Source organism: Corynebacterium dentalis (assembly GCF_900232865.1).
Taxonomy (GTDB): domain Bacteria; phylum Actinomycetota; class Actinomycetes; order Mycobacteriales; family Mycobacteriaceae; genus Corynebacterium; species Corynebacterium dentalis.
Genome location: NZ_OCTS01000006.1, coordinates 165480 through 191125, shown reverse-complemented (window position 1 = coordinate 191125; position 25646 = coordinate 165480). Strand labels below are relative to the sequence as shown.

General features: G+C 60.1%; 23 protein-coding genes. 12 read left to right on the top strand and 11 right to left on the bottom strand.

Going from position 1 to position 25646, the window contains the following annotated elements:
- Positions 1-420: 420 nt before the first annotated feature.
- The gene (locus CS919_RS08185) at positions 421-897 is read left to right on the top strand and encodes an RDD family protein (RefSeq protein WP_099298997.1); all 477 of its coding nucleotides are present in this window, start codon (positions 421-423) and stop codon (positions 895-897) included.
- Between the two features lie 12 nt (positions 898-909).
- On the opposite strand, the gene CS919_RS08180 is transcribed toward CS919_RS08185, so the two are convergent.
- From CS919_RS08180 to sucB, 5 genes are all read right to left on the bottom strand, one after another.
- On the bottom strand, positions 910-1569 hold the full coding sequence (locus CS919_RS08180) for a LysE family translocator (protein ID WP_099298996.1): 660 nt from the start codon (positions 1567-1569) through the stop codon (positions 910-912).
- Complete coding sequence (locus CS919_RS08175; RefSeq protein WP_099298995.1) at positions 1566-2339, bottom strand: DUF4191 domain-containing protein; 774 nt, start codon at positions 2337-2339, stop codon at positions 1566-1568. Before CS919_RS08175 ends, CS919_RS08180 begins: the two co-directional genes overlap by 4 nt.
- Before the next feature lie 99 nt (positions 2340-2438).
- Complete coding sequence (lipA, locus tag CS919_RS08170; RefSeq protein WP_099299069.1) at positions 2439-3482, bottom strand: lipoyl synthase; 1044 nt, start codon at positions 3480-3482, stop codon at positions 2439-2441.
- Positions 3483-3492: 10 nt separating this feature from the next.
- Complete coding sequence (lipB, locus tag CS919_RS08165) at positions 3493-4191, bottom strand: lipoyl(octanoyl) transferase LipB (protein ID WP_099298994.1); 699 nt, start codon at positions 4189-4191, stop codon at positions 3493-3495.
- A 72-nt stretch (positions 4192-4263) separates the two neighbouring features.
- Positions 4264-6549 (bottom strand): 2-oxoglutarate dehydrogenase, E2 component, dihydrolipoamide succinyltransferase, encoded by a 2286-nt coding sequence (sucB, locus tag CS919_RS08160; RefSeq protein WP_099298993.1) that lies wholly within the window; start codon positions 6547-6549, stop codon positions 4264-4266.
- Positions 6550-6768: 219 nt separating this feature from the next.
- Here sucB and CS919_RS08155 point away from each other — a divergent pair, with 219 nt between their 5' ends.
- Complete coding sequence (locus CS919_RS08155; RefSeq protein ID WP_099298992.1) at positions 6769-7155, top strand: oxidoreductase; 387 nt, start codon at positions 6769-6771, stop codon at positions 7153-7155.
- Positions 7156-7208: 53 nt separating this feature from the next.
- Here the strand turns inward: CS919_RS08155 and CS919_RS08150 are convergent, their stop codons facing one another.
- Positions 7209-8753, bottom strand: coding sequence for a leucyl aminopeptidase (locus tag CS919_RS08150; RefSeq protein ID WP_200818366.1), 1545 nt, complete (start codon positions 8751-8753; stop codon positions 7209-7211).
- An 81-nt stretch (positions 8754-8834) separates the two neighbouring features.
- Between CS919_RS08150 and CS919_RS08145 the strand changes: the two genes are divergently transcribed.
- Positions 8835-9953, top strand: a complete 1119-nt coding sequence (locus tag CS919_RS08145; RefSeq protein ID WP_099299068.1) for a branched-chain amino acid aminotransferase — start codon at positions 8835-8837, stop codon at positions 9951-9953.
- 18 nt (positions 9954-9971) lie between these two features.
- Here the strand turns inward: CS919_RS08145 and CS919_RS08140 are convergent, their stop codons facing one another.
- Positions 9972-10979, bottom strand: a complete 1008-nt coding sequence (locus CS919_RS08140; RefSeq protein WP_099298990.1) for a nicotinate-nucleotide--dimethylbenzimidazole phosphoribosyltransferase — start codon at positions 10977-10979, stop codon at positions 9972-9974.
- A gap of 3 nt (positions 10980-10982) precedes the next feature.
- Positions 10983-11750 (bottom strand): DUF3043 domain-containing protein, encoded by a 768-nt coding sequence (locus tag CS919_RS08135; RefSeq protein ID WP_099298989.1) that lies wholly within the window; start codon positions 11748-11750, stop codon positions 10983-10985.
- A gap of 221 nt (positions 11751-11971) precedes the next feature.
- Between CS919_RS08135 and CS919_RS08130 the strand changes: the two genes are divergently transcribed.
- Positions 11972-12316: a HesB/IscA family protein gene (locus CS919_RS08130; RefSeq protein ID WP_099298988.1), complete on the top strand. Its 345-nt coding sequence runs from the start codon at positions 11972-11974 to the stop codon at positions 12314-12316.
- 174 nt (positions 12317-12490) lie between these two features.
- Here CS919_RS08130 and asnB read toward each other — a convergent pair whose 3' ends face one another.
- Entirely contained in the window at positions 12491-14428 is a 1938-nt protein-coding gene (asnB, locus tag CS919_RS08125; protein WP_099298987.1) for an asparagine synthase (glutamine-hydrolyzing), read from the bottom strand.
- Between the two features lie 261 nt (positions 14429-14689).
- Here asnB and ctaC point away from each other — a divergent pair, with 261 nt between their 5' ends.
- Positions 14690-15784, top strand: a complete 1095-nt coding sequence (ctaC, locus tag CS919_RS08120) for an aa3-type cytochrome oxidase subunit II (RefSeq protein WP_099298986.1) — start codon at positions 14690-14692, stop codon at positions 15782-15784.
- Between the two features lie 26 nt (positions 15785-15810).
- Positions 15811-16242 carry an aa3-type cytochrome oxidase subunit IV gene (gene ctaF, locus CS919_RS08115; protein WP_099298985.1) on the top strand — a complete coding sequence of 144 codons (432 nt, stop codon included), beginning with the start codon at positions 15811-15813 and terminating at the stop codon, positions 16240-16242.
- 330 nt (positions 16243-16572) lie between these two features.
- On the opposite strand, the gene trpD is transcribed toward ctaF, so the two are convergent.
- A complete protein-coding gene (gene trpD, locus CS919_RS08110; RefSeq protein ID WP_099298984.1) occupies positions 16573-17685 on the bottom strand; it encodes an anthranilate phosphoribosyltransferase in 1113 nt (370 codons plus the stop codon).
- A 400-nt stretch (positions 17686-18085) separates the two neighbouring features.
- Between trpD and ctaE the strand changes: the two genes are divergently transcribed.
- The 4 genes from ctaE to qcrB all read left to right on the top strand — a co-directional run bounded on the left by ctaE (position 18086) and on the right by qcrB (position 22498).
- Positions 18086-18697, top strand: a complete 612-nt coding sequence (ctaE, locus tag CS919_RS08105; RefSeq protein ID WP_099298983.1) for an aa3-type cytochrome oxidase subunit III — start codon at positions 18086-18088, stop codon at positions 18695-18697.
- A gap of 74 nt (positions 18698-18771) precedes the next feature.
- Positions 18772-19671 (top strand): cytochrome bc1 complex diheme cytochrome c subunit, encoded by a 900-nt coding sequence (gene qcrC, locus CS919_RS08100; protein ID WP_099298982.1) that lies wholly within the window; start codon positions 18772-18774, stop codon positions 19669-19671.
- Positions 19668-20876, top strand: coding sequence for a cytochrome bc1 complex Rieske iron-sulfur subunit (qcrA, locus tag CS919_RS08095; RefSeq protein WP_099298981.1), 1209 nt, complete (start codon positions 19668-19670; stop codon positions 20874-20876). Before qcrC ends, qcrA begins: the two co-directional genes overlap by 4 nt.
- Positions 20873-22498 carry a cytochrome bc1 complex cytochrome b subunit gene (gene qcrB, locus CS919_RS08090; RefSeq protein ID WP_099298980.1) on the top strand — a complete coding sequence of 542 codons (1626 nt, stop codon included), beginning with the start codon at positions 20873-20875 and terminating at the stop codon, positions 22496-22498. Before qcrA ends, qcrB begins: the two co-directional genes overlap by 4 nt.
- Before the next feature lie 138 nt (positions 22499-22636).
- On the opposite strand, the gene CS919_RS08085 is transcribed toward qcrB, so the two are convergent.
- Positions 22637-23233: a 3'-5' exonuclease gene (locus CS919_RS08085; protein WP_234990872.1), complete on the bottom strand. Its 597-nt coding sequence runs from the start codon at positions 23231-23233 to the stop codon at positions 22637-22639.
- A gap of 450 nt (positions 23234-23683) precedes the next feature.
- Here CS919_RS08085 and CS919_RS08080 point away from each other — a divergent pair, with 450 nt between their 5' ends.
- Together CS919_RS08080 and CS919_RS08075 are read left to right on the top strand one after the other, a co-directional pair.
- Positions 23684-24283: a C40 family peptidase gene (locus tag CS919_RS08080; RefSeq protein ID WP_099298979.1), complete on the top strand. Its 600-nt coding sequence runs from the start codon at positions 23684-23686 to the stop codon at positions 24281-24283.
- 204 nt (positions 24284-24487) lie between these two features.
- Positions 24488-25642 carry a C40 family peptidase gene (locus CS919_RS08075; RefSeq protein WP_234990871.1) on the top strand — a complete coding sequence of 385 codons (1155 nt, stop codon included), beginning with the start codon at positions 24488-24490 and terminating at the stop codon, positions 25640-25642.
- Positions 25643-25646 lie beyond the last annotated feature (4 nt).

The following is a 25646-nucleotide window of genomic DNA, read 5'->3' as shown; positions in this document are numbered from 1 at the left end:
TTGCGGTGGGATACTTTGCTACGAGTCGAGCCGAAAGCGGAGGTTCGGCGTCTCATTGGATCTAGTCTAGGGAACTTACGTTTCTCTATGGTCAACCCAATGTTTCGCCTTTGTTAACTTGTTGCCGTCTCACTTGCGATCTTGGCAGAGCGCGGCTCGACTTTTGGCCATATCTCACGCCAAACTTTCGCAGTTGCGAATCGTCGTACGCGAAACACTAGGTACAACCTTATAAGTTTTTCGTGAGTTCTGTGAGTGGGAGGGTGCCCTCGCTCACATGTGGCGCGCGATGTGGTGTGCATCGTTGTGTTTTTTCCTGACGCCAAGCTCGCCCTTAATCCCACCCCACACCATCCTTTTGCGGGGAGGAGGGCCTAAAATTAGGCAGAAGTTCTGCCTGCGATTAGTGTCTAAATCATCATGAATGAGAAGCGCTCTTGGCTGGAAGGCCCGCTGGTACCGGGCGAAAACGAGGATCCCACTAATCTCTCTGCCTACGCGGGCGAGAACTTGGGACTGCCCCAAAGTGGACCCGGTTCCCTGTCGGGATTGTTCCCGCGCATGGCCGCGCTGCTCATCGACTGGCTGCTCTGTTACGCCATGGCGGCATTCATCAATACGATGACGGACTCGTTGGGGGATAACGCGTTCCTCACGTTGGGGCTGTTTGTTCTTCTGCGCATCGTGACTGTCTGCCTGTTCGCCCAATCTCCGGGCCACGCGATCATGGGCATCGGCGTGGCGCGCGTGGATGAGCCGAACCAGCGCGTGGGCATTGTCCGCGCCGCATTCCGTGCGTTCCTCACCATTTTCTTGCTGCCACCGGTGATTCAGGACACCGACGGCCGCGGTATGCATGATCGCGCCACCGGCACCGCAGTCATCCGTACTCGCTAACTTTTACGTGCGCTAGTGCAGCGCCGAGCCGCCCACAATCAGAAGCGTCGCGCCGGCGATGCTGAAGAAAACACCTGCCGCGAGGTCGATATATGGCCCAGCTCCGAGGAGTTTGCGCCGCATAGTGGAGGTGGACACGGACAGAGCAATGGTGGAGAAAATCACCAGAGACTCCATCACCACGGCCACCACGATCAGCGCCACGGTCCACCACGGTGCGCCCACCGGCAGGATCGGCGCCATGATGGCGCTGAAGTAAAGAATTACCTTCGGGTTGGACAGGTTAGTGGCAAAGCCCTGCGCAAACGCCGCCCGGACAGACCCCAGTTGTGAGCTGACGTCGATGTCTGAGTGGACGCTGGCATGGTGTCGGCGCCAAGAAAACTCGTGCCACCCCGCACGCACCAAGGACTGGGCCATGAACAGCAACCACAGCCCGCCTGCCACCTGAATCCAGCCCAACAGCCATGGGTAACGGCCCAGCAGGGTCGCCGCGCCCAGGGCCGTGAGCAGCACCCAGCCCGTCAGGCACAGGTGAGAGCCCAGCACCGCCGCAATAGCATGACGCCGCGAACGGGAAGCCAGCCGCAGCACCAAAAACAAATCTGGCCCCGGCGTGAGAATCCCGCCGAGGTTCAGCAGTAATAAGGTGCCGAGGAGTTGCCAGATCAACCGCGCTTACCGCGATTAGCAGCGCGGCGCGCACGGCGGTTCATGCCCGCCACCTGGCCGCCCTTTGGCAGAGGACCCTTCGGCATCGCATTGGCAGGATTGTTCAAGCGCGTGATGGAAGAGATCTTGTGCTCGAGGCCATCGACCTCATTCTTCTTGATGTTGCGCGGAAGCCGCATCAGGTGGTTCTGCAGCTTCTTGACGGGCACCTGGCCTTCTTCGTCACCCACCACCACGTCATAAATCGGGGTCTTGCCCACGATGCGCGCCAAACGACGACGCTCCTGCGCCATCATCGGCTTCAAACGGTGCGGCGTGCCCTCGCCCACGAGCACCACACCGGGGGTGCCCACCACGCGGTGCACCGCGTCCATGTGGGAGTTCGTGGCCACGCCCGTTTCCGTCTTCCATTTCATCCCGACGCCATCGCGCAGGTTGGACAGAGCCCATGCTGCGGCACCGGCTTCTCCCTCGATCTGGTCATACACACCAGCCTGGAGACGACGGGTGAAGATGAACAGAGCCGCTGCCACACCCAGGATGATGCCGACGATGAGGTTCAGCCACCACCAGCCGAAAACGAGGGAGAGTAGCAGCAGAAGGATCACGGGGATCAGGAACGCCAGCAGCATGTACGGGATGAGCTTGTTATCCCGCTTGCGCTGCAGCTGGAATGCCTGCCACATCTGGGAACGGGTTTCTTTGCCCCGTGCCCGCTTCGCGGCCTTTTCGGCCTTCTTATTTTCCTTCTCGCGGATATCCTTCGCCATGCAATTAACAATAGGCCATGGGCGAGACAGTGAAAAAGGCCAGGGTCGGCGATTCCCTGGCCTTCGTGCTGGCCGCAGCAACTACGGCCGAAAATTCAACTATCGCGCAGCGACAGGAGTTTCCTTGGACGCGCCGTACCTATTCAGCAGGCTGGATGCCTCCTGGGAGGTGGTGCCGTCCAGCGTCTTTTCCAAGTGGCTGAGGTTCTCCGGGATCTGCTCGCCGCGGGCCTGCTTGGCCTGAGCGTACAGACGGCCCGCGCGGTAGGAAGAACGCACCAACGGGCCGGACATGACGGCGTTGATGCCGGCATTGTAGGCGGCCTCGGAGTGCTCCAAGAACTCCTCCGGCTTGACCCAACGCTCAATGGGGTGGTGCATCGCGGTGGGGCGCAGGTACTGGGTGATCGTCAGGATATCCGTGCCGGCTTCAGCCAAGTCAGCGATGGTGCTGCGGACCTCCTCGGCGGTCTCGCCCATGCCCAGGATCAGGTTGGACTTGGTCACCAGGCCGTAATCGTGGGCGGCCTTGATGACTTCGAGGGAGCGCTCGTAGCGGAACGCCGGGCGGATGCGCTTGAAGATGCGGGGAACCGTCTCCAGGTTGTGCGCGAACACCTCGGGCTGGGAATCGAAGACGATCTTCAGCAAGTCCGGCTTGCCGGAGAAGTCAGGCGTGAGATTCTCCACACCGGTGTGCGGGTTGATCTCGTGGATCTTGCGCACCACTTCCGCATACAGCCATGCGCCTTCGTCATCCAGGTCATCGCGCGTCACGCCGGTGATCGTGGCGTAGTTCAACCCCATCTCCGCGATGGACTCCGCCACACGACGTGGCTCATCGCGATCCAGAGGGGATGGGCGGCCAGACTTGATCTGGCAGAAGTCACAACGGCGTGAACAGGTATCGCCACCGATGAGGAAGGACGCCTCGCGGTCCTCCCAACACTCGTGGATGTTCGGACATCCTGCTTCCTGGCACACCGTGTGCAGGCCAGCGCCAGACACTCGGTTCTTCATGTCCCGGTACTCGGGCCCCATCTTCGCTGTCGTACGAATCCACCGAGGTTTTGCCTCGATTGGGGTCTGAGAGTTCTTTGCTTCAATGCGAAGCATCCGTCGTCCATCAGCACTCACACTCATGGGCACCACCCTACGCTCCAGGCACAGGAAGGTCACCGTTGAGTGCATCGATAATGTTGCGTTCCAAGTCCTTTTCCACTTGCTCCACCGTGACCTCGCGGCCCAGCTCTGCGCTCAAGGACGTCACACCCGCATCGGAGATGCCACACGGCACGATGTTCTCGTAGTACTCAAACGTGTTATTGCAGTTCAGCGATACTCCGTGCATCGTCACGCCACGGGTGATGCGGATACCGATGGCCGCGATCTTGCGTGCGGGCTTGAGCTCGCCGTCCACCACTCCCGCAGAAAGCCACACGCCCGAACGGCCTTCCACGCGACCCACGCCGTGAACACCAGCAGCCTCGCACGTAGCGATGAGAGCCTGCTCCATGCGTCGAACGTAATCAACCACGTCCACGGGATCGGCCAGCTGGATGATTGGGTAGGCCACCAACTGACCTGGCCCATGCCACGTGATGCGGCCGCCGCGGTCAACATCCACCACCGGAAGGCCGTTGGTGGGGCGATCCTTCGGCTCCGTGCGCTTGCCTGCCGTGTAGGTGGAGGGATGCTGCAGCATCAGCACGGTATCGGCGATCTCGCCGTCCGCGCGCTGCTTGGCCAGCTCCGCCTGCTTGGTCCAGGTCTCGGAATAATCGACCTCGCCGAGATAAGAAACGTCAATGCCCTCCGCGGAATTGCGGATACTACCGTGCTGGAATCCCATGCAATCGATAGTACCGCCGCCCGCGGAGGGCACTGGAGAAAAGGCTAGAAAGAACTAGCCTGTGGAGCGCGCTTAGAGTTCGAGATCAGCCTCGAAATCGCCGGTCTCCAGGCGGTCACGGACCGTGGAGAGGAAGCGACCAGCGTCAGCGCCGTCGATGACCTGGTGATCGTAGGTCATTGGCAGCAGCACCATGTGGCGGATAGCGATGGCAGCGGCGCCATCCTCCGTCAGCACGATCGGACGCTGCACGATAGCGCCGGTGCCCACCATTGCAGCCTGTGGCGGAACCAGGATTGGGGTATCCGTCAAGGCGCCTTCGGAACCAATGTTCGTGATGGTGAACGTGCCACCGGTCAGGTCGGTTGGCTTGAGCTTCTTGTTGCGGGCGCGATCGGCGATGTCGACGATGGCCTTGGCCAGCTCCGGCAAGCTCAGATCCTGCGCATCGTGGATGACAGGGGAGAGCAGGCCAGCCTCGGTGTCCACCGCGATGCCCAGGTTGACCTGGCCGTGGTAGGTCATTTCCTTGGACTGCGCATCGTAGGATGCGTTGACGTTTGGATGATCCACCAGAGCCTCCACCATCGCCTTGGCGAAGAACGGCAGGTAGGTCAGCTTCACGCCGTGCTTGTCCTGGAATGCTTCCTTGGACTTGCTGCGCAGCTCCGCCACGCGAGTCATGTCGACCTCGTGCACCTGGGTGAGCTGAGCAGTGGACTGCAGGGACTCCAGAGTCGTGGCAGCCGTGATCTCGCGGATGCGGTTGACGCGCTGGGTGGTGCCGCGCAGTTCAGCCTTCTTGGCATCCACCTTGAAGGTGGAGTTGCGGGAAGCCGGTGCCTCGGACTTGCCGGACTGGGCCTCACCAGCGGATTCGCCGTTGGCTGCAGCCAGAACGTCCTGCTTGCGGATGCGGCCGCCCACACCCGTGCCGGAGACCTGAGACAGATCCACGCCATGCTTGTCCGCCAGCTTGCGCACCAGTGGAGTGACGTACGGCAGGGAATCGGAGCCAGGCTGGCTGTCGGCGGAGGAGCTGGACTTCGCTTCGGAACTGTTGTTCTTCTTTTCGTCCTCCTGTGCTACTTCCTTGGCCTTTTCTGCAGCCTTCTCGCGAGCATCTTCCTTCTTCGCCTCGCCGGACTTTTCTTCGGAAGAGGACTCCTTGATCTCGGTGGACTCGTCTGGAACGGACTCTTCGGTCTCGTCAGACTGCTCGGTCTTCTTGTCTGCGTCGGTCTCGGCCTTCTTGGACTCAGTCTTCTTGGAGTCAGACTTCTTGTCCTCGGACTTGGATGCCTTAGCGGAGCCGTCGCCGATGCGGGCGATGACATCGCCCACGTCGACGGTGTCGTCTTCGTTGGCCAGGATCTCAACCAAGGTGCCTGCCACTGGGGAAGGGATCTCGGTATCGACCTTGTCGGTGGAGACCTCGAGCAGTGGCTCGTCGACCTCGACCTTGTCGCCTGGCTGCTTCAGCCACTGGGTGATGGTGCCCTCGGTGACAGACTCGCCGAGCTCTGGCATGACCACGTCTTCAGCCTCGCCGGAGCCACCCTCGGAGCTGGAGTCAGCGGAATCGGAGTCAGAGGAAGATTCCTGTTCGTCAGCGTCATCGTTCGACTCTGCTTGTTCTTCAGACTTGGCTGGCTCTTCAGACTGAGCTGGCTCCTCGGCCTTCTCTTCCTTCTTTTCAGCCTTGTCCTCGGACTTGGAGGCTTTGGCGGAGCCGTCGCCGATGCGGGCGATGACATCGCCCACGTCGACGGTGTCGTCTTCGTTGGCCAGGATCTCAACCAAGGTGCCTGCCACTGGGGAAGGGATCTCGGTATCGACCTTGTCGGTGGAGACCTCGAGCAGTGGCTCATCGACCTCGACCTTGTCGCCTGGCTGCTTCAGCCACTGGGTGATGGTGCCCTCGGTGACAGACTCGCCGAGTTCTGGCATGACCACGTCTTCGCCCTCGCCGGAGTCGGACTCGGGAGCCTCAGCCTCAGCAGTGTCGTCTTCGGAAGTTTCTTCGTCCTCGTCGGCGGACTCCGCCTCGGCAGCTTCCTCGGAGGAATCCTCATCGTCGTCAGAGTCAGAGTCGTCGCTGGAATCCGAACCGGCCTCGTCCTCATCGCCAATCTTGGCGATCACGGCACCCACGTCCACGGTGTCATCCTCATCGGCGATGATCTCCAGCAGAACACCGGCCACAGGGGATGGGATTTCGGTATCCACCTTGTCCGTGGAGACTTCCAGCAAAGGCTCATCGACCTCGACCTTGTCACCAACTTGCTTGAGCCACTGGGTCACAGTGCCTTCTGTTACGGACTCGCCCAGTTCGGGCATTTCGACGGAATGCGCCATGGTCTTGAAGCTCCTCGTGCTTACGCGAAAATCAGCAGTGGTCGTATCTGATTGAAATACTACATAAGTGTACGCCCGCCGCTTTTTCGATTCAGGACAGCTTGCGTTTCTTTTCGACGCAAAACTCACCCCATTTTTCGCAAAATCCCGAATTGCTCACAGTCAGCTGCCAGGCGAACTCGTGGAGAAGCGCGAACCGGCTCGGATAGACTGAATCTCGTGTTTAATCTTTTCGGCCGTTCCAGGAAGTCCAATCTGAGGCCACCCCGCGCCCCGGGGGATACTGTGCGCGCGAAAGACCTTGCTTACCTGCAGAAATGGTCAGCTTCTCGCGCTGGCGTGGAGGGCTTCGTGGAGCCGGAGACCATTGTTAACGAGATGTCCGTGGTCTTCGTAGACGGCACGGGAGAGTGGACTCGGCGCAGGATCGGCGGACCCAAGGGGATCGACGCGGTTTTTCAGGGCACCGGAGTTCCGCTTTATTTCGCTGAGGAAACTGGTTACCCCCAGCGCATGAGAGATCGTATAGAAAAAGATCGAATTGTGCGCGAGCGCCTCAAGCAGAGGGAGCGTCGCGCCCGGCTGGAGCAAGAGCGCGAGCGCTAGCTTCGCAGCCCCAACTTGGCCTGCATTACTTGACTCGCATTTCTTGGCTCGCGTTACTTAGCCAAGTCTTCCAACACCGCGATGATGGTGCGCACAGGAACGCCCGTAGCCCGCTTCGGCGTGTAGCCGTAGGCAGAGCCGGTGTTGTACGCAGGGCCCGCCACGTCGATGTGCACCCACTCCACGCCTTCGGAGACGAAGTTGGATAGGTAGTGGCCGGCCACGGACATGCCGCCGAAGCGCGAGTTGGAGATGTTGCGCAGATCCGCCACATCGCTCTTCAGCGCCTCGCCGAGCTCGGTGGGCAGTGGCATTGGCCAGCCGTTTTCACCAACTTCCTGGCTGAGTACCGTCACGCGATCGCGGAACGCTGCCGAACCCATGATGCCTGGGGTGCGATCGCCCAGCGCCACCATCTGTGCTCCGGTGAGCGTGGCGGTCTCGATCAAGTAGTCCGGCTCATCTTCGCAGGCGCGGGCGATGGCATCGGCCAGAATCAAGCGACCCTCCGCGTCTGTGTTGAGAACCTCGGTGGTCAGGCCCCCGTAGTGACGCAAGATATCGCCCGGGCGGGTGGCCGTGCCAGAAGGCATGTTCTCGGCGATGGGGATCGTCGCGGTGACCTGGGTGTTGATCTGCAGCTTCGCCGCCGCCAGCGTGGCCGCGATAACCGCTGCGGAGCCGCCCATGTCCATGATCATGTCCCACATCTTCGCGCCTGGCTTCAGAGAAATTCCGCCCGTATCGAACGTGATTCCCTTGCCCACCAGCGCAACCTTGGACAGATCTGAGTTGGCGTCGGAAGGAGAATACGTCACCCGAACCAAACGGGGAGGGTACTGCGAACCCTTGCCCACGCCCACGATGCCGCCGAAGCCCTGATCTTCCAGCTGCTTCTCGTCGAGGATCTCCACCTCGAGCCCCGCAGCAGTGGCCTCGGCACGAATGATTTCCGCATAGCGGGCAGGATAGAGGTCATTAGCGGGAGCGTTGACCAGATCGCGGGCAAACGCCACAGACTCGGCAATCGCTGTCACACGCGCCAGTGCGTCCTGGTCTGGCTCGGAAACCAGCGCCACGACCTTTCCGATGGTCTCCTTGGCCTCTGCTTTCTGGCCGGAGTAGGCGTACGCGCCCAGCGCATGGCCCAGCAGTGCTGCCTCCGGATCGAAGATGCCCAAGCTGGAGACCGCGGTCTCTGCCTTGCCCACGCGCCGCGACGCCGCACCCGCCGCCTGTCGGATGTCCTCGTCGGACAGGTCCTCCGCGTTCCCCAGCCCCACAGCCAGGATCCGGGTGATCTCCGGAGAATTGTCCTCTTGTTCCGACGCCAAGATTTCGCCCGGCAAGAACGTCATCTCGCCGACAGTTCCTTGCGCACCCACGGAGGTGAGCCACTTCCATAGCTCAATTTCCTGCTCGGAGGTCAGCACGGAAGCCGGGCCTCCAGCGAGCTCCAGGCCGTTTTCGCCCTGGAAGGCGGGAACGATGAATACATCGATGCTGCCATCGATGTCCGACCAGCTACCCACCATCCGCAGCTCTGGGAGGGTGCCGCGGGAGACGAGGGTGAAATCGGTGGACGAGGTGTCAGCCATGAAAATCCTTTTCTTAGAAAAGTTGCGTACTCAAACCCCTAGGCTACATCTACTCAGAGACACTGGAGTATGGTCTTGTCCATGAATACTGTGCCTGCAACGCCTGACTCCTTCACCATCGAGCGGACGGAAAACCCCACGTCTTCCGAGCGAATTGCGGATATCCTGACCAACCCAGGTTTCGGCAACCACTTCACGGATCACATGGTGGTTATTGATTGGAACGAGTCCGAGGGTTGGCACAACGCCCGCGTGCAGCCGTATCAGAACTTCCAGATGGATCCCGCGTCCATGGTGTTCCACTACGGGCAGGCCATCTTCGAGGGAATTAAGGCATACCGTCAGCAGGACGATTCCGTGGTGACTTTCCGCCCTGATCAGAACGCGGCGCGCATGCAGTCCTCCGCGCAGCGCCTAGCGATGCCGGAGCTGCCAGAGGAGCTGTTTATCGAGTCCCTGCGCCAGCTGGTGAAGATCGACAAGCAGTGGGTTCCCGCTGCAGGCGGCGAAGAGTCCCTGTACCTGCGTCCTTTCATGATCAGCACGCAGGTGAGCCTGGGCGTGCACCCGGCCAACGCTTATACCTTCGCTGTGATCGCCTCCCCGGCTGGCGCGTACTTCTCCGGCGGAATCAACCCGGTCAGCGTCTGGCTGTCCAAGGATTACGTGCGTGCCGCACCAGGAGGCACGGGTGCGGCGAAGTTCGCAGGCAACTACGCGGCCTCTCTGCTAGCTCAGCAGCAGGCAGAGAAGAAGGGCTGCGACCAGGTGGTGTGGTTGGACGCGACCGAGCACAAGTACGTCGAGGAGATGGGCGGCATGAACCTTGCATTCGTGTTCGGTTCTGGTTCGGATGCCCGCATCGTCACGCCGGAACTCTCCGGCTCCCTGCTGCCAGGTGTCACGCGTGCCTCGCTGCTCAACGTGGCCGCGGATCTGGGCTTTGACGTGGAAGAGCGCAAGATTTCCACTGACGAGTGGGAAGCAGCGGCAGAATCCGGCGCACTCACCGAAGTATTCGCCTGCGGAACCGCTGCCGTGGTGACCCCAGTGGGCACCGTCAAGCACGAAGTTGGCGAGTTCAAGGTTGCCGGTGGCAAGACCGGGGAGGTGACCATGCGCTTGCGTGAGCACCTGACGGGAATCCAGCGCGGAGCCGTAGAAGATTCCCACGGCTGGCTCTACAAGCTGGTCGACTAATTTCCGTCTATCCGGCAGCTAGCCGGAGAACACCTCGGCCGCGTACCGCACCAGCGACACGGCCAGCAGAGCGCCGGTGCCCTGGCCAGCGGAGATGCCGGCATCCAAGACAGGGGACAGGCGCAGAGCACGCAAGGCTGGGGTAATCGCGGGCTCGTTGCCCTTGGACGCGACGACCCACCAGTCGGAGGATCCCGGGGCAATCATCTGCGCGCACAGCGCGGCGGCAAGCACGCCCACGCCATCGATCAGCACGGGAGTGCGGCGCACTGCAGCCTGCGCCAACAGGCCAGTCAGCACGGCCAGATCAGCACCTCCAACGCGCCGCAGCACCTGCAACGCGTCCGCTCGGTCATCCCGCACGCGGTACATCGCGTCCCGGATGATGGCCGTCTTCGTCCGCCACGCCATATCGCCAATACCGGAACCCCAGCCCACAACCTTGACCGGTTCAATGCCACACAGCGACCCGATGACTGTCGCCGCCACCGTGGTCAATCCACGGGCTGCATCGCCGACAGCCAGCAACTGCGTGCCCTGATCCGCTTCCGCATCGGCCAGATCCATGCCCTTTTGCAAGTTCTCCGCCAGCTGAGCGGCAGTCATGGCATCCTCATGGTCGATTTCTCCGCTGGGCACGGAGGAGTTGGTGTCGACTAACTTCACATCCACATTCAACGACCGTGCCGTGGACGCGACGGGGGAGGCGCCGGACTCGATGGCCTCGGTGACCTGGGAAGAAAACTCTGCGTGGAGAGTGGAGATCTCCGGGTGGGCGGCGGCGATGCCGTGCTCGCCGGTCACGATGATCAGGCGGGTGGAGTTGGCGCTGGAAGTATTACCGGGCGATTCACCGGAAGGACGGCCAGAGCACGCCGCCATCCACGCCCCCAGTTGCTCCAACCGGCCCAAGCGGCCCGCAGGCAGCGCGTAACCCGCGGGCAACTCGGCGCGCCGGGTAGTGGCTCGCTCTCGACGCGCAGCATCGGGGGCGATGATGGCGGGAAACTCCGGGAGATCGCTCATTGTCTAAACAGTATCGCCCACGTTCTTCTGCGGCGCAGGCGTGCGCATACGACGGATCATCGTGGCACGGGTGAAGGCGTAAATACCCAGCGAGAACTTGGAATGCGGATTGTTGGGGAAACGCTCGTTAACCAGGCGATTAACCTTGCGTCCCAACCACAGACCCTCGGCGATCATGATCACGAAGATCACCACCATCACGATGGAAGACAAGTTGGCGATGGCAGGATTGCGCGTGCCCAGCAGCATGATGATGATCACGATGAACGTCATCGGCAGGAAGAAGTTCATGATGTAGCGGTGCGCATCCACCCAATCGCGCACAAAGCGCTTCTCCGAGCCCTTATCGCGATCCATCAAGTAGTTCTCATCGCCGGCCATCATGCGCTCGTTGGCCTTGCGGCGATTCCGGGCGGCCTCGTCGCGCTCGCGTTGCTTCATGGCCTTGTACTCGTCCTTGGACATGGAGTTCTTCAACTCCTTGCGGCGCTCTCGAGCTTCCTTCGAGGTAGAAGGCGCATCGAAGGCCGTACGACGCACACCCACCTCGCGCTCCACCTCGTTGCGCTTCGGCGTGGGGCGACCCTTCTTCGGGGTAAACGCCTTGCTCTGTCCAGCCTGCTCATCGGCTTCCGTGCCTGGTGCGCTGTACGTAGCACCAGCAGGGGAGGCGGACTCACCCGTGCGCTTCGACGAAGAATCGACAGGGGACTGATCTACTGATGCGGAAGCCACGTCAGCACCGGCTTCGGCATCCTTTTTCCACGGCATTTTCACGCCCTTAAGGTTAGGGGACGAGGTTTGGTGGGGCAAAGTTGGTGCCGGTTAACTACGCACTGAACTCCGTGCCGCACTCGCCAAAAACTCCGTAAGAACTCCGCAAGTACCCCCGCAAGAACTTCACGGACTTGCCGAAGCGGGAACAAATTGTTGTCTCGCCTTGTTGTGGGGAGTAGTTTGGCTCATATCAGCAATCTTTACTAGGAGGAACCATGACTGCTCCCGAGAAGGTCACCGGTGTTGAACTGACCACCGAAGCAGCCGATAAGGCACGCGCCCTGCTGGCACAGGAGGGTCGCGATGACCTCGCCCTGCGTATTGCAGTGCAGCCAGGTGGCTGCGCAGGCCTGCGCTACCAGCTGTTTTTCGATGACCGCACCCTCGATGGAGACCTGGTGGATGACTACGACGGCGTCCAGCTGCGCGTAGACAAGATGTCCTCCCCATACCTGATGGGCGCAAAGATCGACTTTGCAGACACCATCGAGTCCCAAGGCTTCACCATCGACAACCCCAACGCTGGCGGATCCTGCGCCTGCGGCGATTCCTTCTCCTGATCAACTCTCAGGCGCCCCATCACCCTCCCGGGTGGTGGGGATGAGTTGTTGATTTTTTGATCGACGCCAACGCGCCCGCCGTTCGTTTTCACGAACGGCGGGCGCGTTGTTTATGTCAGGAGTCTGGCGTCGGGCAAAAAGACCGCGAGCCCGCCCCACCGAGGGGGAGGGGACTTAGAGCTGCACGGGGTAATCGCGCTGGTCGATCTGCGGATCGATGCGCTTCTCCACGAAAATGCCGTGCCAGATCATGAACGCGATGATGGTCCACAGGCGGCGGGAGTGATCCGGACCGGAGCCGGTGTTCATCGCTACGTGGTGTTCATCCAGCATCTTCAGGACTTCCGCCTTATTGATGAGGTAATCGGTCTCAGAAGCCTCAATGTTCTCGCGAGCCCAACCGTAGAGCTCGTCACCGGCCAGCCAGTGGCGCATCGGCACGGGGAAGCCCAGCTTCTTGCGGTGCAAAACGTGCGCGGGAACGATGCGCTCCATCGCCTTACGCAGCGCGTACTTGGTCGTATCGTGGCTGATCTTCATGTCCACCGGCAGCGTCTCTGCGGCCTCGAAGACAACCTTGTCCAAGAAAGGAACGCGCAGCTCCAGCGAATTAGCCATGGTGATCTTGTCTGCCTTGACTAGGATGTCTCCACGCATCCAGGTGAACAGATCCAGGTGCTGCATGCGCGCCACGGGATCCATTTCCTGGGACTTCGCGTAGATCGGCGCGGTGACCTCGCGGTGATCCCACTCCGGGCGGATGTGGCGCAGCACGCGCTCTAACTGCTGGTAGTTAAAGGAACGGGCGTTGCCGTAGTAGCGGTCCTCCATGCGCATCGTGCCGCGCTGCAGGAGAGACTTGCCACGCATGCCCTCGGGGAGAGCGTCGCCCAGCTTGCCCAGCACCCGGTTGATCGGGGAAGGGATGTTCTCAAACGGCGCGAGGCTCAGCGGCTCCTTGTAAATGGTGTAGCCGCCGAAGAGCTCATCGGCGCCCTCACCGGAAAGCACCACCTTGACGTGCTTACGAGCTTCCGCGGCCACGAAGTAGAGAGGAACCAGGGAAGGATCAGCCACGGGGTCATCCAGGTACCAGATGATCTTGGGCACAGCCGCGGCGTACTCCTCCGGGCTGACCACCTTCACGATGTGCTCAGCACCGATGGCAGCTGCGGATTCGGCAGCCACGTCCACCTCGGAATAACCCTCGCGCTCGAAGCCCGTGGTGAAGGTCAGCAGGTCTGGATTGTGGCGCTTGGCCAGCGTGGCGATCGCGGTGGAATCGATACCACCGGACAGGAAGCTGCCCACCGTCACATCGGCGCGCATGTGCTTGGCGACAGAATCCTCCAGCGCCTCCGCAATCTTCTGGAACACCTTGTCCTCATCGCCGGCAGCCACCTTGCGCACCGGGAAGCGCGGCTCAAACCAGCGACTTTCCTGTGGCACCTGGCCCGGCTTGATCACGGCGTAGCTGCCGGATTCCAGGCGACGGATGGACTTGTGCAGGCTCTCTGGCTCCGGCACGTACTGCAGATCGGTGTAGTGCGCCAGCGCCCGCAGATCCAGCTCCGTGTCCAGGCCGAGTGCGTCTGCCATGGAAAGAATGCACTTCTTTTCCGACGCAAACACCGTGCCTGCTGCGGTAGTGGCAACGTACATGGGCTTGATGCCGAACTGGTCGCGCGCGATGAATAGCTGCTGTTCGCTCGCATCCCAAATGCCGAAGGCGAACATTCCGCGCAGGTGATTGACTATATCCTTGCCCCAGTGGTGGAAGCCCACCACAATGGTCTCGCCGTCGCCTTCAGTATTAAAGGTGTAGCCAGCGGCCTGAAGCTCCTCGCGGAGCTCTACGTAGTTGTAGATCTCACCGTTGAACGCCAAGGAGTAGCGGTTGGCCTGGCCTTCTGGGGCCCACTGCAACGGCTGGTGCGAGTGGGCGATGTCAATGATGGACAAGCGGTTGAAGCCGAAGACAACGCTGTCATCGCTCCACGTCCCGCTGTCATCAGGGCCGCGGTGGTGCATGCACGGCAGCGCCTGTTCGACGGCCGAAACATACTGGGAAGCCGAACCATCGGCCGAAATAAAACCAAGCAATCCACACATGGCTGCTGACTTTACGCGCTGGCTGTCCCGCCGAGCCACTTGCCACGCGGGGGACCATGCACCCTTTGTGGGGGGAGAATGTGGTGGAGTCACACCCGAATAGGGAACGCACCCTGTGGGGATGGTGGCAAAGCGCTGCACATGGTCTAATGTTTCTGTTTGAACCGGTCTAGAACTTGAAGGCAATCTGCGAACTGCAGGTGGGTTGCTAATGACGTGAGTGATAGACCAAATGACGTGTTACGAGGAAGGCAAACTCGCGTGGAACAGCGAAAAGTGCATGGAATGACTCGCCGCCTGGGCTTGGCTGGCTTGCTTGGAGCAAGCGGAATTGCTCTGGCTGGCTGCTCTGTCGCTCCGCCGGAAAACGGATTCTTCCATGCCCTGCGCATGGGATGGCCAGAGGGCATCACTCCTGAGTCCCAGGAGATCGGCAATTTCTGGGTATGGACCTGGGTTGCTGCATGGACCATCGGCATCATCATGTGGGTGCTGATGTTCGTCGCGATCTTCCGCGACTCTGACCGCGCGTGGAAGCGCCGTGGAAACAAAGAAGAGTTCCCACGCCAGACCGGCTACAACGTTCCTCTGGAACTTGTGCTGACCACCCTTCCTATCCTGATCATCATGGGACTGTTCTTCTTCAACGTTCCCGTGCAGGACAAGGCAACTGCCTTGGACAAGGACCCAAAGGTCACCGTGGACGTCACCGCATTCCAGTGGAACTGGAAGTTCGGCTACGGCGCCATCGATGGCGAGCTGTCCCCAAGCGGCCGTGAGTACAACGGTGTGGACGAAGAAGCTCAGAAGGCAGCCGATGCCTCTAAGGACGAGCTGCAGGACGGTCAGGAGACCGGCCCAATCCACGGCAACTCCCGTGAGAACCTGAGCTACCTGAACTACGACAAGATCGAGACCGTCGGTACCACCGAGGAGATCCCAGTTCTGGTTCTTCCTTCCCGCACTCCACTGGAGTTCAACGTCGCATCCTCTGACGTTATCCACTCTTTCTGGATCCCAGAGTTCCTCTTCAAGCGCGATGCTTTCCCACACCCAGAAGCTAACCGCTCCGAGCGTCGCTTCCAGGTGGAAGAGATCACCGAAGAAGGCGCATTCGTGGGCCGCTGTGCAGAAATGTGTGGTACCTACCACGCAATGATGAACTTCGAGATCCGCGTGGTTTCCCCAGAGAAGTTCACTGACTATGTTCGCTACCGCGAAGAGAACCCAGAGGCTCCAAACTCTGAGGCACTGGAAGCTATTGGCGAGAAGCCGTACGCAGTAACCACCAGCCCATTCGTTACCGACCGTCAGGGCACCCGCGACGCGGGTTCCGACATCGACCGCAACGCCTAAACGATCAAGAGAAAGAGGAATAGATCATGGCTGCAGGCGCAAAACTCTTTTATGCTATCGCGACGTTCTTCGGTGTCGTGACCATCGTCTACATGGTTGCAACATCCTTGGTGAAGGATTCCGGATCCTTGCAGGGACTCGAGTGGGCTGGTGGAACGGGACTGTTCATGGCCTTCCTTCTGGCCCTGATGCTCGGCGTGTACTTGCACCTCACCGAGAGCAAGTCTGACATCGGACCTGCCGACTGGGAAGAAGCAGAGATTGTTGACGGCGCTGGCGTGCTGGGATTCTTCTCCGCTAGCTCCATCTGGCCATTCGTTATGACCGTGGCCATCACGATCATGGCTTACGGCCTGGCCTTCTTCCACCTGTGGCTGGTTGCCTTCGGCGCAGTTGTGCTGATCTGGGCTGGAACCATGCTGAACCTGCAGTACGGTCTGCCTCCGGAGAAGCACTAAGGCTTCGCGCTTGAGCTTGAGCGATGTTGTTTAGTTCTGCGGCTTGAGCTTTGCGCCGGAACGCCCCTACCTTCCGCTTGGTTTTAGAAGAGCCCCACAGTTTTCACTGTGGGGCTCTTCTTTTTGGCTCGGTGCACAATGATCCCCCGGAAGTGCCACGCGACATTCTGCGACCTGGAAAACCTAAAGTAGGTGGCACTTCCGGGGGATCATTGTGCAAACGCAGCGCGGACCGTGCCCGGCGATAGTGCAAGGGGAGAGTGCGCGCTGGGTTAGCGCCAGCCGACGAGGCGAACGCTCGCACCGGCAGACGAATCCCGCAAGAACTAGCTAGCCGATGAGCTGCTGCAGCTTTTCCTTAGCGGCTCCGGATTCCAGCGTCTGGCGCGCCACGTTCACGTAGTGCTTGATCGTCTCATCCAGGCCTTGTTCCTCCCAACCATGCACGGTGGCTAGGGCGGCAGCAGCATTGATCAAGACCGCGTCCTTGATTGCGCCCTCAAGTTGGTTATCGAAAAGCTGGCGGGCGATCTGCGCGTTGTATTCAGCATCGCCGCCCTTGATGTCTGCGAGAGGGTAGAAGTCTAAGCCCATCTCCCGAGGGTTGATCACGGCTTCTCCGGTCCTGCCGGTGGAATCAACCGTCACCACTTCGGTTGGAGCGGAGACAGAGATCTCATCCATCCCGTCCATGGAACGCACCACCAGCACGCGCGAACCCTGGTGAGAAAACGCGCCACCCACGATCGGCATCATGTCACGGAAAGCACAGCCAATTAGCCCGAAATTCGGGGAAGCGGGGTTGGTCATCGGGCCGAGCAGGTTGAAGATCGTCGAGACACCCAGCTCGCCGCGGACCGGCCCCGCGAACTTCATGGCCGGGTGGTAGCTCTTGGCAAAGAGGAAAGCGAAATTATTATTCTTGGCGTCGTCGACAACACTCGAGGGGGAACGCTCGATGTCGTAACCCAAAGACTCCAACATGTCCGCCCCACCACACTTGCTGGACGCCTTGCGGTTACCGTGCTTGACCACGGGGACACCGCAGGCTGCCACGAGGATGCCGGCCATGGTGGAGATGTTGACGGTGTTATGGCCGTCGCCGCCAGTTCCGACGATGTCCACGCGTTGCGGCACCTCGGAGAAGTCCACCGGAGTGGCGAAGCTGCGCATAGTTTCAGCGGCTGCGGCGAGCTCCGCTGCGGTGATGCCCTTGACGCGCAGGCCGAAGGCGAACGCGGCGATCTGAGAATCTGTGGCGGAACCATTCATGATCTGCTGCATGGCCCATTCCACCTGGGACTCGCTGAGTTCGTCCCGGTTACCCAAGCGATCCAGCACGCCGGGCCACGTGAAGAAGCTCTCTGGCAACTGGTTGGCCTCAAGGTGCTTGCCCTTGGTTCCGGAGACGGCAGAGGTGCTGCTGGCCTGGGGTGCGTGCATCAGATCTTCTTCCTCACCGCCAGCGGCGGTCAGATAGGGGACAGGGGCAGCGCTTACGTGCGCTGCATTGATCTATCGTATCCCTGCTGTGTGAGTGGGTGAGTTGCGGGGCGATCCGGTTGCTCTTTTGCCGTTTCGACGCCAAGGGCTGGCGTGGTTCCCACGGCGGGGGAGTGTGCCCACTTCCGGGGGTGTATGCGTGGCTTCGAGTTTGCAAACTATGCGGGTGACCTGTTGGTTTAGCGCGCGTCGGATGCGGGGGCGGAAAAGTTCCCAACAACCCCCTAACGGGGTAGATTGCCAGCTAAACCCAAGCATTTACCTGCGGGTTTTCAGAAAGCTTCAAGAAACACTGCAGAGGGAATCGACTAACGGCTCAGGAGAGTCCATACTGATATGCGTGACGAGCGCAGTTGAAAACCCAGGTATGGCAGCACCACATCGTGTTGCGACGCTGAATCGACCAAACATGGTCAGCGTCGGCACGATCGTGTTCCTGTCTCAAGAATTGATGTTTTTCGCTGGCCTGTTCGCGATGTACTTCGTGTCCAAGGCCAACTCTGGAGGCGATTGGCCTTCGCACCCTACTGAATTGAATGTGCCGTTCGCGGCAGCAATCACCGTGATTCTGGTTTCTTCCTCTTTCACGGCTCAGTGGGGCGTGTTTGCCGCTGAGCGAGGTGATGTCTTCGCACTACGCAGGTGGTATGCACTATCTGCTCTGCTGGGCACCGTCTTCCTCATCGGACAGGGCTACGAGTACTTCCACTTGGTGGAGCACGGAACCACGATCTCCAGTTCGGTATACGGATCGGTGTTCTACATCACCACCGGATTCCACGGAGCTCACGTGCTGGCCGGTGTGCTGGCATTCGTAGTTGTCCTGCTTCGTACTTTTAAGTCGAAGTTCACCCCAGCCCAGGCCACCGCAGCCGTCGTTGTGTCTTACTACTGGCACTTCGTTGACGTTGTGTGGATCGGCCTGTGGATCACGATTTACTTCATTCAGTAGGCCGTAGCGGCCGGTAACTTCATCGGCCTACTTACAGCCCATCGCATTCCACAGACGAGTTAATAAGGAACAAGATGGATACCAACTCCACGAGCGTGAAGAGCGAAGGCGTGACGTCCTCCGCAGCACGTAAGGCGAGCGGCCTCCGCCGCCGTCGTAAGATGCGTAAGGCATTTGCAGGCGCACTCGCCATGGCAATTGCTCTAACGGGCGCAGGCTTCATCGCCAACGCCCTGACCCCAGATCCGCAGACCGCTGTCGCCGAGCAGGACACCACTGCACTGGTAGACGAAGGTAAGCAGATCTACGAAGTAGCTTGTATCACCTGTCACGGTGCCAACCTTCAAGGTGTGAAGGACCGCGGTCCTTCCCTGATTGGTGTCGGCGAAGGTGCCGTCTACTTCCAGGTTCACTCCGGACGCATGCCAATGCTCCGTAACGAGGCACAGGCTGCTCGTAAGACTCCTCGTTACTCCGAACAGCAGACCTTGGCTCTGGCTGCCTACGTGAACTCCAACGGTGGCGGCCCAGGCTTGGTCCGCAACGAAGACGGGTCCATCGCCATGGACTCCCTGCGCGGTGCGAACAACAGCAACGGTGAGATCGACCCAGCCGACGTTGCTCGTGGCTCGGATCTGTTCCGCCTTAACTGTGCCTCTTGCCACAACTTCACCGGCCGCGGTGGAGCACTCTCCGGTGGTAAGTACGCACCGGTCCTGGATCCTGCCAACGAGCAGGAGATCTACCAGGCCATGCTGACCGGCCCACAGAACATGCCTAAGTTCTCTGACCGTCAGCTTTCCGCCGATGAGAAGCGCGACATCATCGCGTTCATCAAGTCTTCCAAGGAGACCCCATCCCAGGGTGGCTTCGGACTGGGCGGCATTGGCCCAGTTACTGAAGGCATGATGATGTGGTTCGTCGGCATTCTGGTGATGATTATCTTCGCAATGTGGATTGGAAGCCGGCAGTGAGCGATAACCTAAAGAATCAGTACACGGACGAGCAGCTCAAGAAGATGAGCAACGATGAGCTCGCCCGCTTGGGCACCGAACTCGATGGTGTCACTGTTGCATACCGCAAGGAGCGTTTCCCGCTCGAAAACGATCCCGCTGAAAAGCGCGCCAGCTTCGGAGTAGGCATCTACTTTGCCCTCTCCGTAGTCTTCGGTCTCGCTTTTATCGCGACCTACCTCTTCTGGCCATGGGAGTACAAGCACTTGGCCGAAGACGGCCTGTGGCTGTACACCCTGTACACCCCACTGCTGGGCATCACTTCTGGTCTGGCAATCATCATGCTGGGCGTGGGTGCCGTGAAGTACACCAAGACGTTTGTGCCGGAGGAAATCTCCGTGCAGGTTCGCCACGATGGTCCTTCTGACGAAGCAGACCGTCGCACCCTGGTAGCACTGCTGAACGACTCTTGGCAGACCTCGACCCTGGGCCGTCGCCCAGTGATCGCTGGACTGGCAGGCGCTGGCGCAGTACTCGCTGGCCTGGCCGTGGTCCTGCCAATGGGCGGCATCATCAAGAACCCTTGGAAGCCAAAGGCCATGGGCATCCAGGGCGATGGCACCCTGTGGACCACCGGCTGGACCCTCGTGGAAGAAGGCGAGAAGGTCTACCTGGGCCGCGATAACGGCAACATTGCTGAAGAGCACGACGGCCACTACACCACGCAGGGCATTTCCCGCCTGGTCCGTATCCGCGCTGTCGACCTCGATGCCGGCGCCATGGAAACTGTCTTCCCGCTGACAGAGGAGATGGTCAACGATGGTGACAAGTACGACCCACAGCGTGACGTGTACGAAGAGCACATGCACTCCGTCCACGGCTCACGTAACTCCGTGATGCTGATCCGTCTGCGTCACGAAGATGCACAGCGCGCTGTGCTGCGTGAAGGTCAGGAAGACTTCCACGCAGGCGATTACTTCGCCTACTCCAAGATTTGTACGCACATTGGCTGCCCTACTTCCTTGTATGAGCAGCAGACCAACCGCATCCTCTGCCCTTGCCACCAGTCGCAGTTCGACGCACTGCACTACGGCAAGCCAGTCTTCGGCCCAGCAGCACGTGCACTGCCACAGCTGCCCATCGCCGTTGACGAAGAGGGTTACATGTACGCCAAAGGCAACTTCGTCGAGCCTGTTGGCCCTGCTTTCTGGGAGCGCCGTTCATGACCACTAAGACTTCCCGCCTCAGCCAGGCGGCAAACAACATCGATGAGCGATACACGGCCTCTGGCCTGATTCGCCCACAGATCAACAAGGTATTCCCGACCCACTGGTCCTTCATGCTGGGTGAGATCGCACTGTACGCGTTCGTCATCCTGCTGCTGTCCGGTGTGTACCTCACGCTGTTCTTCGACCCTTCTCTCTCGAAGGTGATCTACGACGGCGCATACGCACCACTCAACGGCGTGGAAATGTCCGCGGCGTACCATACTGCTCTAGACATCTCCTTCGAGGTGCGCGGTGGCCTGTTTATCCGCCAGGTCCACCACTGGGCTGCACTGCTGTTCGCCGTGTCCATCATGGTGCACATGTTCCGCATCTTCTTCACCGGTGCGTTCCGCAAGCCTCGTGAAGCTAACTGGGTCATCGGCTGCGTTCTGCTGCTGCTGTCCGTCGCAGAAGGCTTCATGGGCTACTCCTTGCCAGATGACCTGCTCTCCGGCGTTGGTCTGCGAATCATGTCTGCCATCATCGTGTCCCTGCCGATCGTGGGTACCTGGATGCACTGGATCATGTTCGCTGGCGACTTCCCAGGTGAGATCATCATCCCTCGCCTCTACATCGCTCACGTGCTGCTGATCCCAGCCATCCTGCTGGCCCTGATCGCGGCTCACCTGGCTCTGGTTTGGTACCAGAAGCACACCCAGTTCCCTGGACCTGGCCGCACTGAGAACAACGTCATCGGCGTGCGTATTCTGCCAATCTTCGGTCTGAAGGCAGCGTCCTTCGGTCTGATCACCGCAGGTGTTATCGCCTTCATGGCCGGCGCATTCCAGATCAACGCCATCTGGAACCTGGGTCCATACAACCCATCGCAGGTCTCCGCTGGTTCCCAGCCGGATATCTACATGCTCTGGACTGACGGCGCTGCCCGTGTCATGCCAGCGTGGGAGCTCTACCTCGGTAACTACACCATTCCGGCCGTGTTCTGGGTAGCCCTGCTGCTCGGCATCCTGGTTGGTCTGCTGTTCGCTTACCCTTGGATCGAGCAGAAGATGACCGGTGACGATGCGCACCACAACCTGCTGCAGCGTCCACGCGACGTGCCAACCCGCACCGCGCTGGGTGTCATGGCCATCACTTTCTACGTGATCCTGACGATCTCCGGTGGTAACGACTTGTTCGCCTACCACTTCCAGATCTCCCTGAACGCCATGACCTGGCTGGGTCGCATCGGCTTGGTGTTGGCTCCGCCAATCGCTTACTACGTCACGCACCGCATCTGTGTGGGACTGCAGCGCAACGACCGCGAGGTTCTGGAGCACGGCATCGAGACCGGCACCATCAAGCAGCTGCCTTCCGGTGGCTTCATCGAGGTCCACCAGCCACTGGGCGGCATCGATGAGCACGGTCACGCCATCCCACTGGAGTACCAGGGTGCACCAGTGCCAAAGACCATGAACGAGCTCGGCTTTGCTGGCGCTCCGGGTCGCGGCGGCATGTTCTCGCCTGACTCCCCAGAGATCGCAGAAAAGGCAGAGGATCTGGACCACCGTAACCACGAGGAGCAGAAGGAAATGTTCACTCGTCTTACAGAAAAGGCCCGCAAGGACCACGGCGAGCACTAAGAGTTCGCAGCTAGCTTCCCGCTAGTACGACTCCTGCTCCTCAGCGCCCCTGGTGGGGCGAGGAGTTAGGAGACACAACGACAGGGCCCTCAAGCATCGCGCTTGAGGGCCCTCTCGTTGTGTCTCAAGGGGGAGTAGTTAGGCAGGCGGGGGAGTATGGCGTCGGGAAAGATCAGCGAGACCCACGAGGACCTCGAAGGTGGCCTGCGCATCATCGAGAGCACGGTGAGAAGGCTGATGCGCAGTGTCCAAGTGCGCGGCCACATTGTCCAACTTGTAACGCCCAACGCGCTCACGGCTGATCAACTGGCGGGAATTTTCCGCCGTGCAGACCGAGGGAGTGCGTTCGAGGAAGTCCCACTGTGTGGAGTCAGTTCGCTTAGCTTCTGCAGCAAGGAAGCTGATATCGAAGTTGACGTTGTGGCCCACGAGGACCGGCTGCGAGCCTACTGCGGTCAGGAAGCGCTGCAAGGAGGGTAGTACCGCGTCCATCGTGTCAGCGTGTGCGACGTGGCTGTCTTGCAATCCCGTGAGTTCTACGACAAAAGCGGGGAGCGACCGCTGAGGATTCACGAGGGCATGGAAGGAATCCGCCACCTCGCCATCTTCGATCCGCAGCGCGCCTATCTCGATGATGCGCTCGCGCTCTGGATCCAATCCTGTGGTTTCCAGATCGAGGATCACACAGCTGCGCAGCGCGTGCTGAAGATCGGCGGCCAAGGCGTGGTTATTCACGTTCGCCATCCTAATTGTGGGCGGGACAAGGCCGTGTGGGCAGGTGCGAGATGTGGTGTTTTTTCTGCGCCAACCTCAGGAATATCCATAAATGTGACGAAGGTCATACTAGGTGATAGTGGCGGATATGCAGCCCGAGTGAGGATTTTTGCATGAATGCAACCCTTTGCGTTCGCGCAGGCCAGGGGAATATTACGACTTGATAACTTTCGTTGATATTTTCAGACTTACTCTCGGGGCAAAAGTGCACCATATGCAATCCGTGACCAATTTGAGATTTTTGGCGAGTTGGGTTGGACACGGATCGCAATCATTTCGTAATCTTTTCGAGACCTGAGAGGCGAGGGCTACTCGTCTAGGCCCTCCAATCAATCCGCGGTAGTGGCAATTGCTATCAGCGAGAGGCGCAACCGCCTCAGACTTAGGATCGAAAGGTACGAGACGAAACTTATGGGAAAGCACAACCTGAAGAACAACACCCACACCAAGCGTAATGCCGCCATCGTTGCAGCAATGGGCGTGGGCGCTGCAGTCCTGAACCCAGCAACTGCAGGTGCGGCTCCGGTATCCGTCCCAAACACCAACTACACCGTTGATGTTCCGGACGAGGCAATGCCATACGTTCAGCCATACATCGACCAGGCCACCCAGGCTGCTCAGCGGGCTGAGGCCCCATCCGCTCCAGTGGCTGCTTCCCCAATCAAGTCTGACGGACAGAAGATCGTCGACTTCGCCATGAGCAAGGTTGGCGCTCCTTACGTGTGGGGCGCTGCCGGCCCAGATGCCTTCGACTGCTCCGGCCTGACCTCCTGGTCATACGCCCAGGCAGGTAAGCAGATCCCTCGTACCTCCGACGCGCAGGCTTACGGCGGCACCCCAGTGGCCCTGAACGCTCTGCAGCCAGGTGACATCGTGTCCTTCTACTCCGGTGCATCCCACGTGGGCATCTACATCGGCGATGGAAAGATCGTGCACGCACTGAACTCTGATTCCCCAGTGCGCGTGGACACCCTGGATTACATGCCGATCAACAATGCGGTGCGCTTCTAAATAAGTGCGCGTTGTGACTCAAGAATTATTCACTTCAGTCACAACACTTCACTCCTAGAACTCTAGGAACGCGGGACTGATCTTCTACCCCTAAACGGGGAGGAGGCAGTCCCGTAACTTCGTTAAAACATGTGGCAAGATAATGAACCGTTACAATTTCTCCATGTTTTTAGTCTTTGTCTTTTTTTGAACAAGAAGGTTAGTGTGTCCAGCACCTCATCTCGCCACAGTGGTCGTTTCTCCCGCTCCGTCAGCGCAACACTCCTCGCACTGGCAGTCAGCACTTCCATCGCAAGCCCCATGGCGATCGCCGACCCAGCCCCAGCGGCTGCACCAGGGCAGGACAATCCAGCAGAGTTTGATCGTGACATCGACGAGCTGCTCCGCAAGCCCATCCCACAGGATGTGGACGGACTGCTGGCACACATGCGCGAGATCTCCCGCGTCACCGGTGCGACCAACGAGCAGGTGCAGCAAAACCAGATCGATATCGACGAGGCTCAGAGCGAGGTCGGCCAGTCCCAGCAAGACGTGGAGGACACCAAGCGCAAGGCAGACGAGGCGTTGCGCAAGCTCGATGTTTCCAAGGACAGCATCACCGACGTCTCTCAGGCCATGTACCGTGGCGCCTCCGTGGATCCACTGACTGCCGTAGCCGGCGCCACCGGCCCACAGGCAGCGATGGAGCGCGGCAGCTATTTGGCGAGCCTCTCGGACAGCAAGAACCGCGTGGTCTCCGTGCTGGACGAAGATCTGCAGCAGGCAGTGGAGGCCAACTCCGATGCCAACCGCGCCAAGTTCCGCGCAGACTTCCGCATGAATGATCTGAGCGCACAGCAGCGCAAGCTGGACCAGCGCAATGCCAAGCTGGATCAGCTTAAGGGCCGCGTCATGGAGGTCGTGAACGGCCTGAGCCCCGAAGACCGTCAGCGTTGGGTGGACAGCAACGGCCCGATCGACGTGGACGTCGACGAATTCCTGGGCAAGCTCAAGGCAGAAGCACCGGAAACCGGCGGCAACCACACCGGCGCCGTGGCCGCCGCACTGTCCAAGCTGGGCGCACCGTACGGCTGGGGAGCAACCGGCCCAGACGAGTTCGACTGCTCCGGCCTGATGCTGTGGGCATACCAGCAGATGGGCAAGACCATCCCTCGTACCTCCCAGGCACAGCTCGCCGGCGGCCAGTCCGTCACCCGCGACCAGCTGCAGCCAGGCGATATCGTGGCCTACTACCCGGGTGCTACTCACGTGGGCATGTACATCGGCGACGGTCAGCTGGTCCACGCCTCTGATTACGGCATCCCTGTTCAGGTGGTTCCCGTGGATTCCATGCCGATGGTGGGCGCATCCCGCTACTAGCAGC

Coding starts and splice junctions, on each gene's coding strand:
- lipA (WP_099299069.1), bottom strand. CDS start 3,482: ATGAGTGTGAGTGCTGATGGACGACGGATGCTTCGCATTGAAGCAAAG.
- ctaF (WP_099298985.1), top strand. CDS start 15,811: ATGGCTGCAGGCGCAAAACTCTTTTATGCTATCGCGACGTTCTTCGGT.
- sucB (WP_099298993.1), bottom strand. CDS start 6,549: ATGGCGCATTCCGTCGAAATGCCCGAACTGGGCGAGTCCGTAACAGAA.
- CS919_RS08150 (WP_200818366.1), bottom strand. CDS start 8,753: ATGGCTGACACCTCGTCCACCGATTTCACCCTCGTCTCCCGCGGCACC.
- lipB (WP_099298994.1), bottom strand. CDS start 4,191: ATGGGATTCCAGCACGGTAGTATCCGCAATTCCGCGGAGGGCATTGAC.
- asnB (WP_099298987.1), bottom strand. CDS start 14,428: ATGTGTGGATTGCTTGGTTTTATTTCGGCCGATGGTTCGGCTTCCCAG.
- CS919_RS08145 (WP_099299068.1), top strand. CDS start 8,835: ATGAATACTGTGCCTGCAACGCCTGACTCCTTCACCATCGAGCGGACG.
- CS919_RS08080 (WP_099298979.1), top strand. CDS start 23,684: ATGGGAAAGCACAACCTGAAGAACAACACCCACACCAAGCGTAATGCC.
- trpD (WP_099298984.1), bottom strand. CDS start 17,685: ATGCACGCACCCCAGGCCAGCAGCACCTCTGCCGTCTCCGGAACCAAG.
- CS919_RS08175 (WP_099298995.1), bottom strand. CDS start 2,339: ATGGCGAAGGATATCCGCGAGAAGGAAAATAAGAAGGCCGAAAAGGCC.
- CS919_RS08130 (WP_099298988.1), top strand. CDS start 11,972: ATGACTGCTCCCGAGAAGGTCACCGGTGTTGAACTGACCACCGAAGCA.
- CS919_RS08140 (WP_099298990.1), bottom strand. CDS start 10,979: ATGAGCGATCTCCCGGAGTTTCCCGCCATCATCGCCCCCGATGCTGCG.
- qcrB (WP_099298980.1), top strand. CDS start 20,873: ATGACCACTAAGACTTCCCGCCTCAGCCAGGCGGCAAACAACATCGAT.
- CS919_RS08185 (WP_099298997.1), top strand. CDS start 421: ATGAATGAGAAGCGCTCTTGGCTGGAAGGCCCGCTGGTACCGGGCGAA.
- qcrC (WP_099298982.1), top strand. CDS start 18,772: ATGGATACCAACTCCACGAGCGTGAAGAGCGAAGGCGTGACGTCCTCC.
- CS919_RS08135 (WP_099298989.1), bottom strand. CDS start 11,750: ATGCCGTGGAAAAAGGATGCCGAAGCCGGTGCTGACGTGGCTTCCGCA.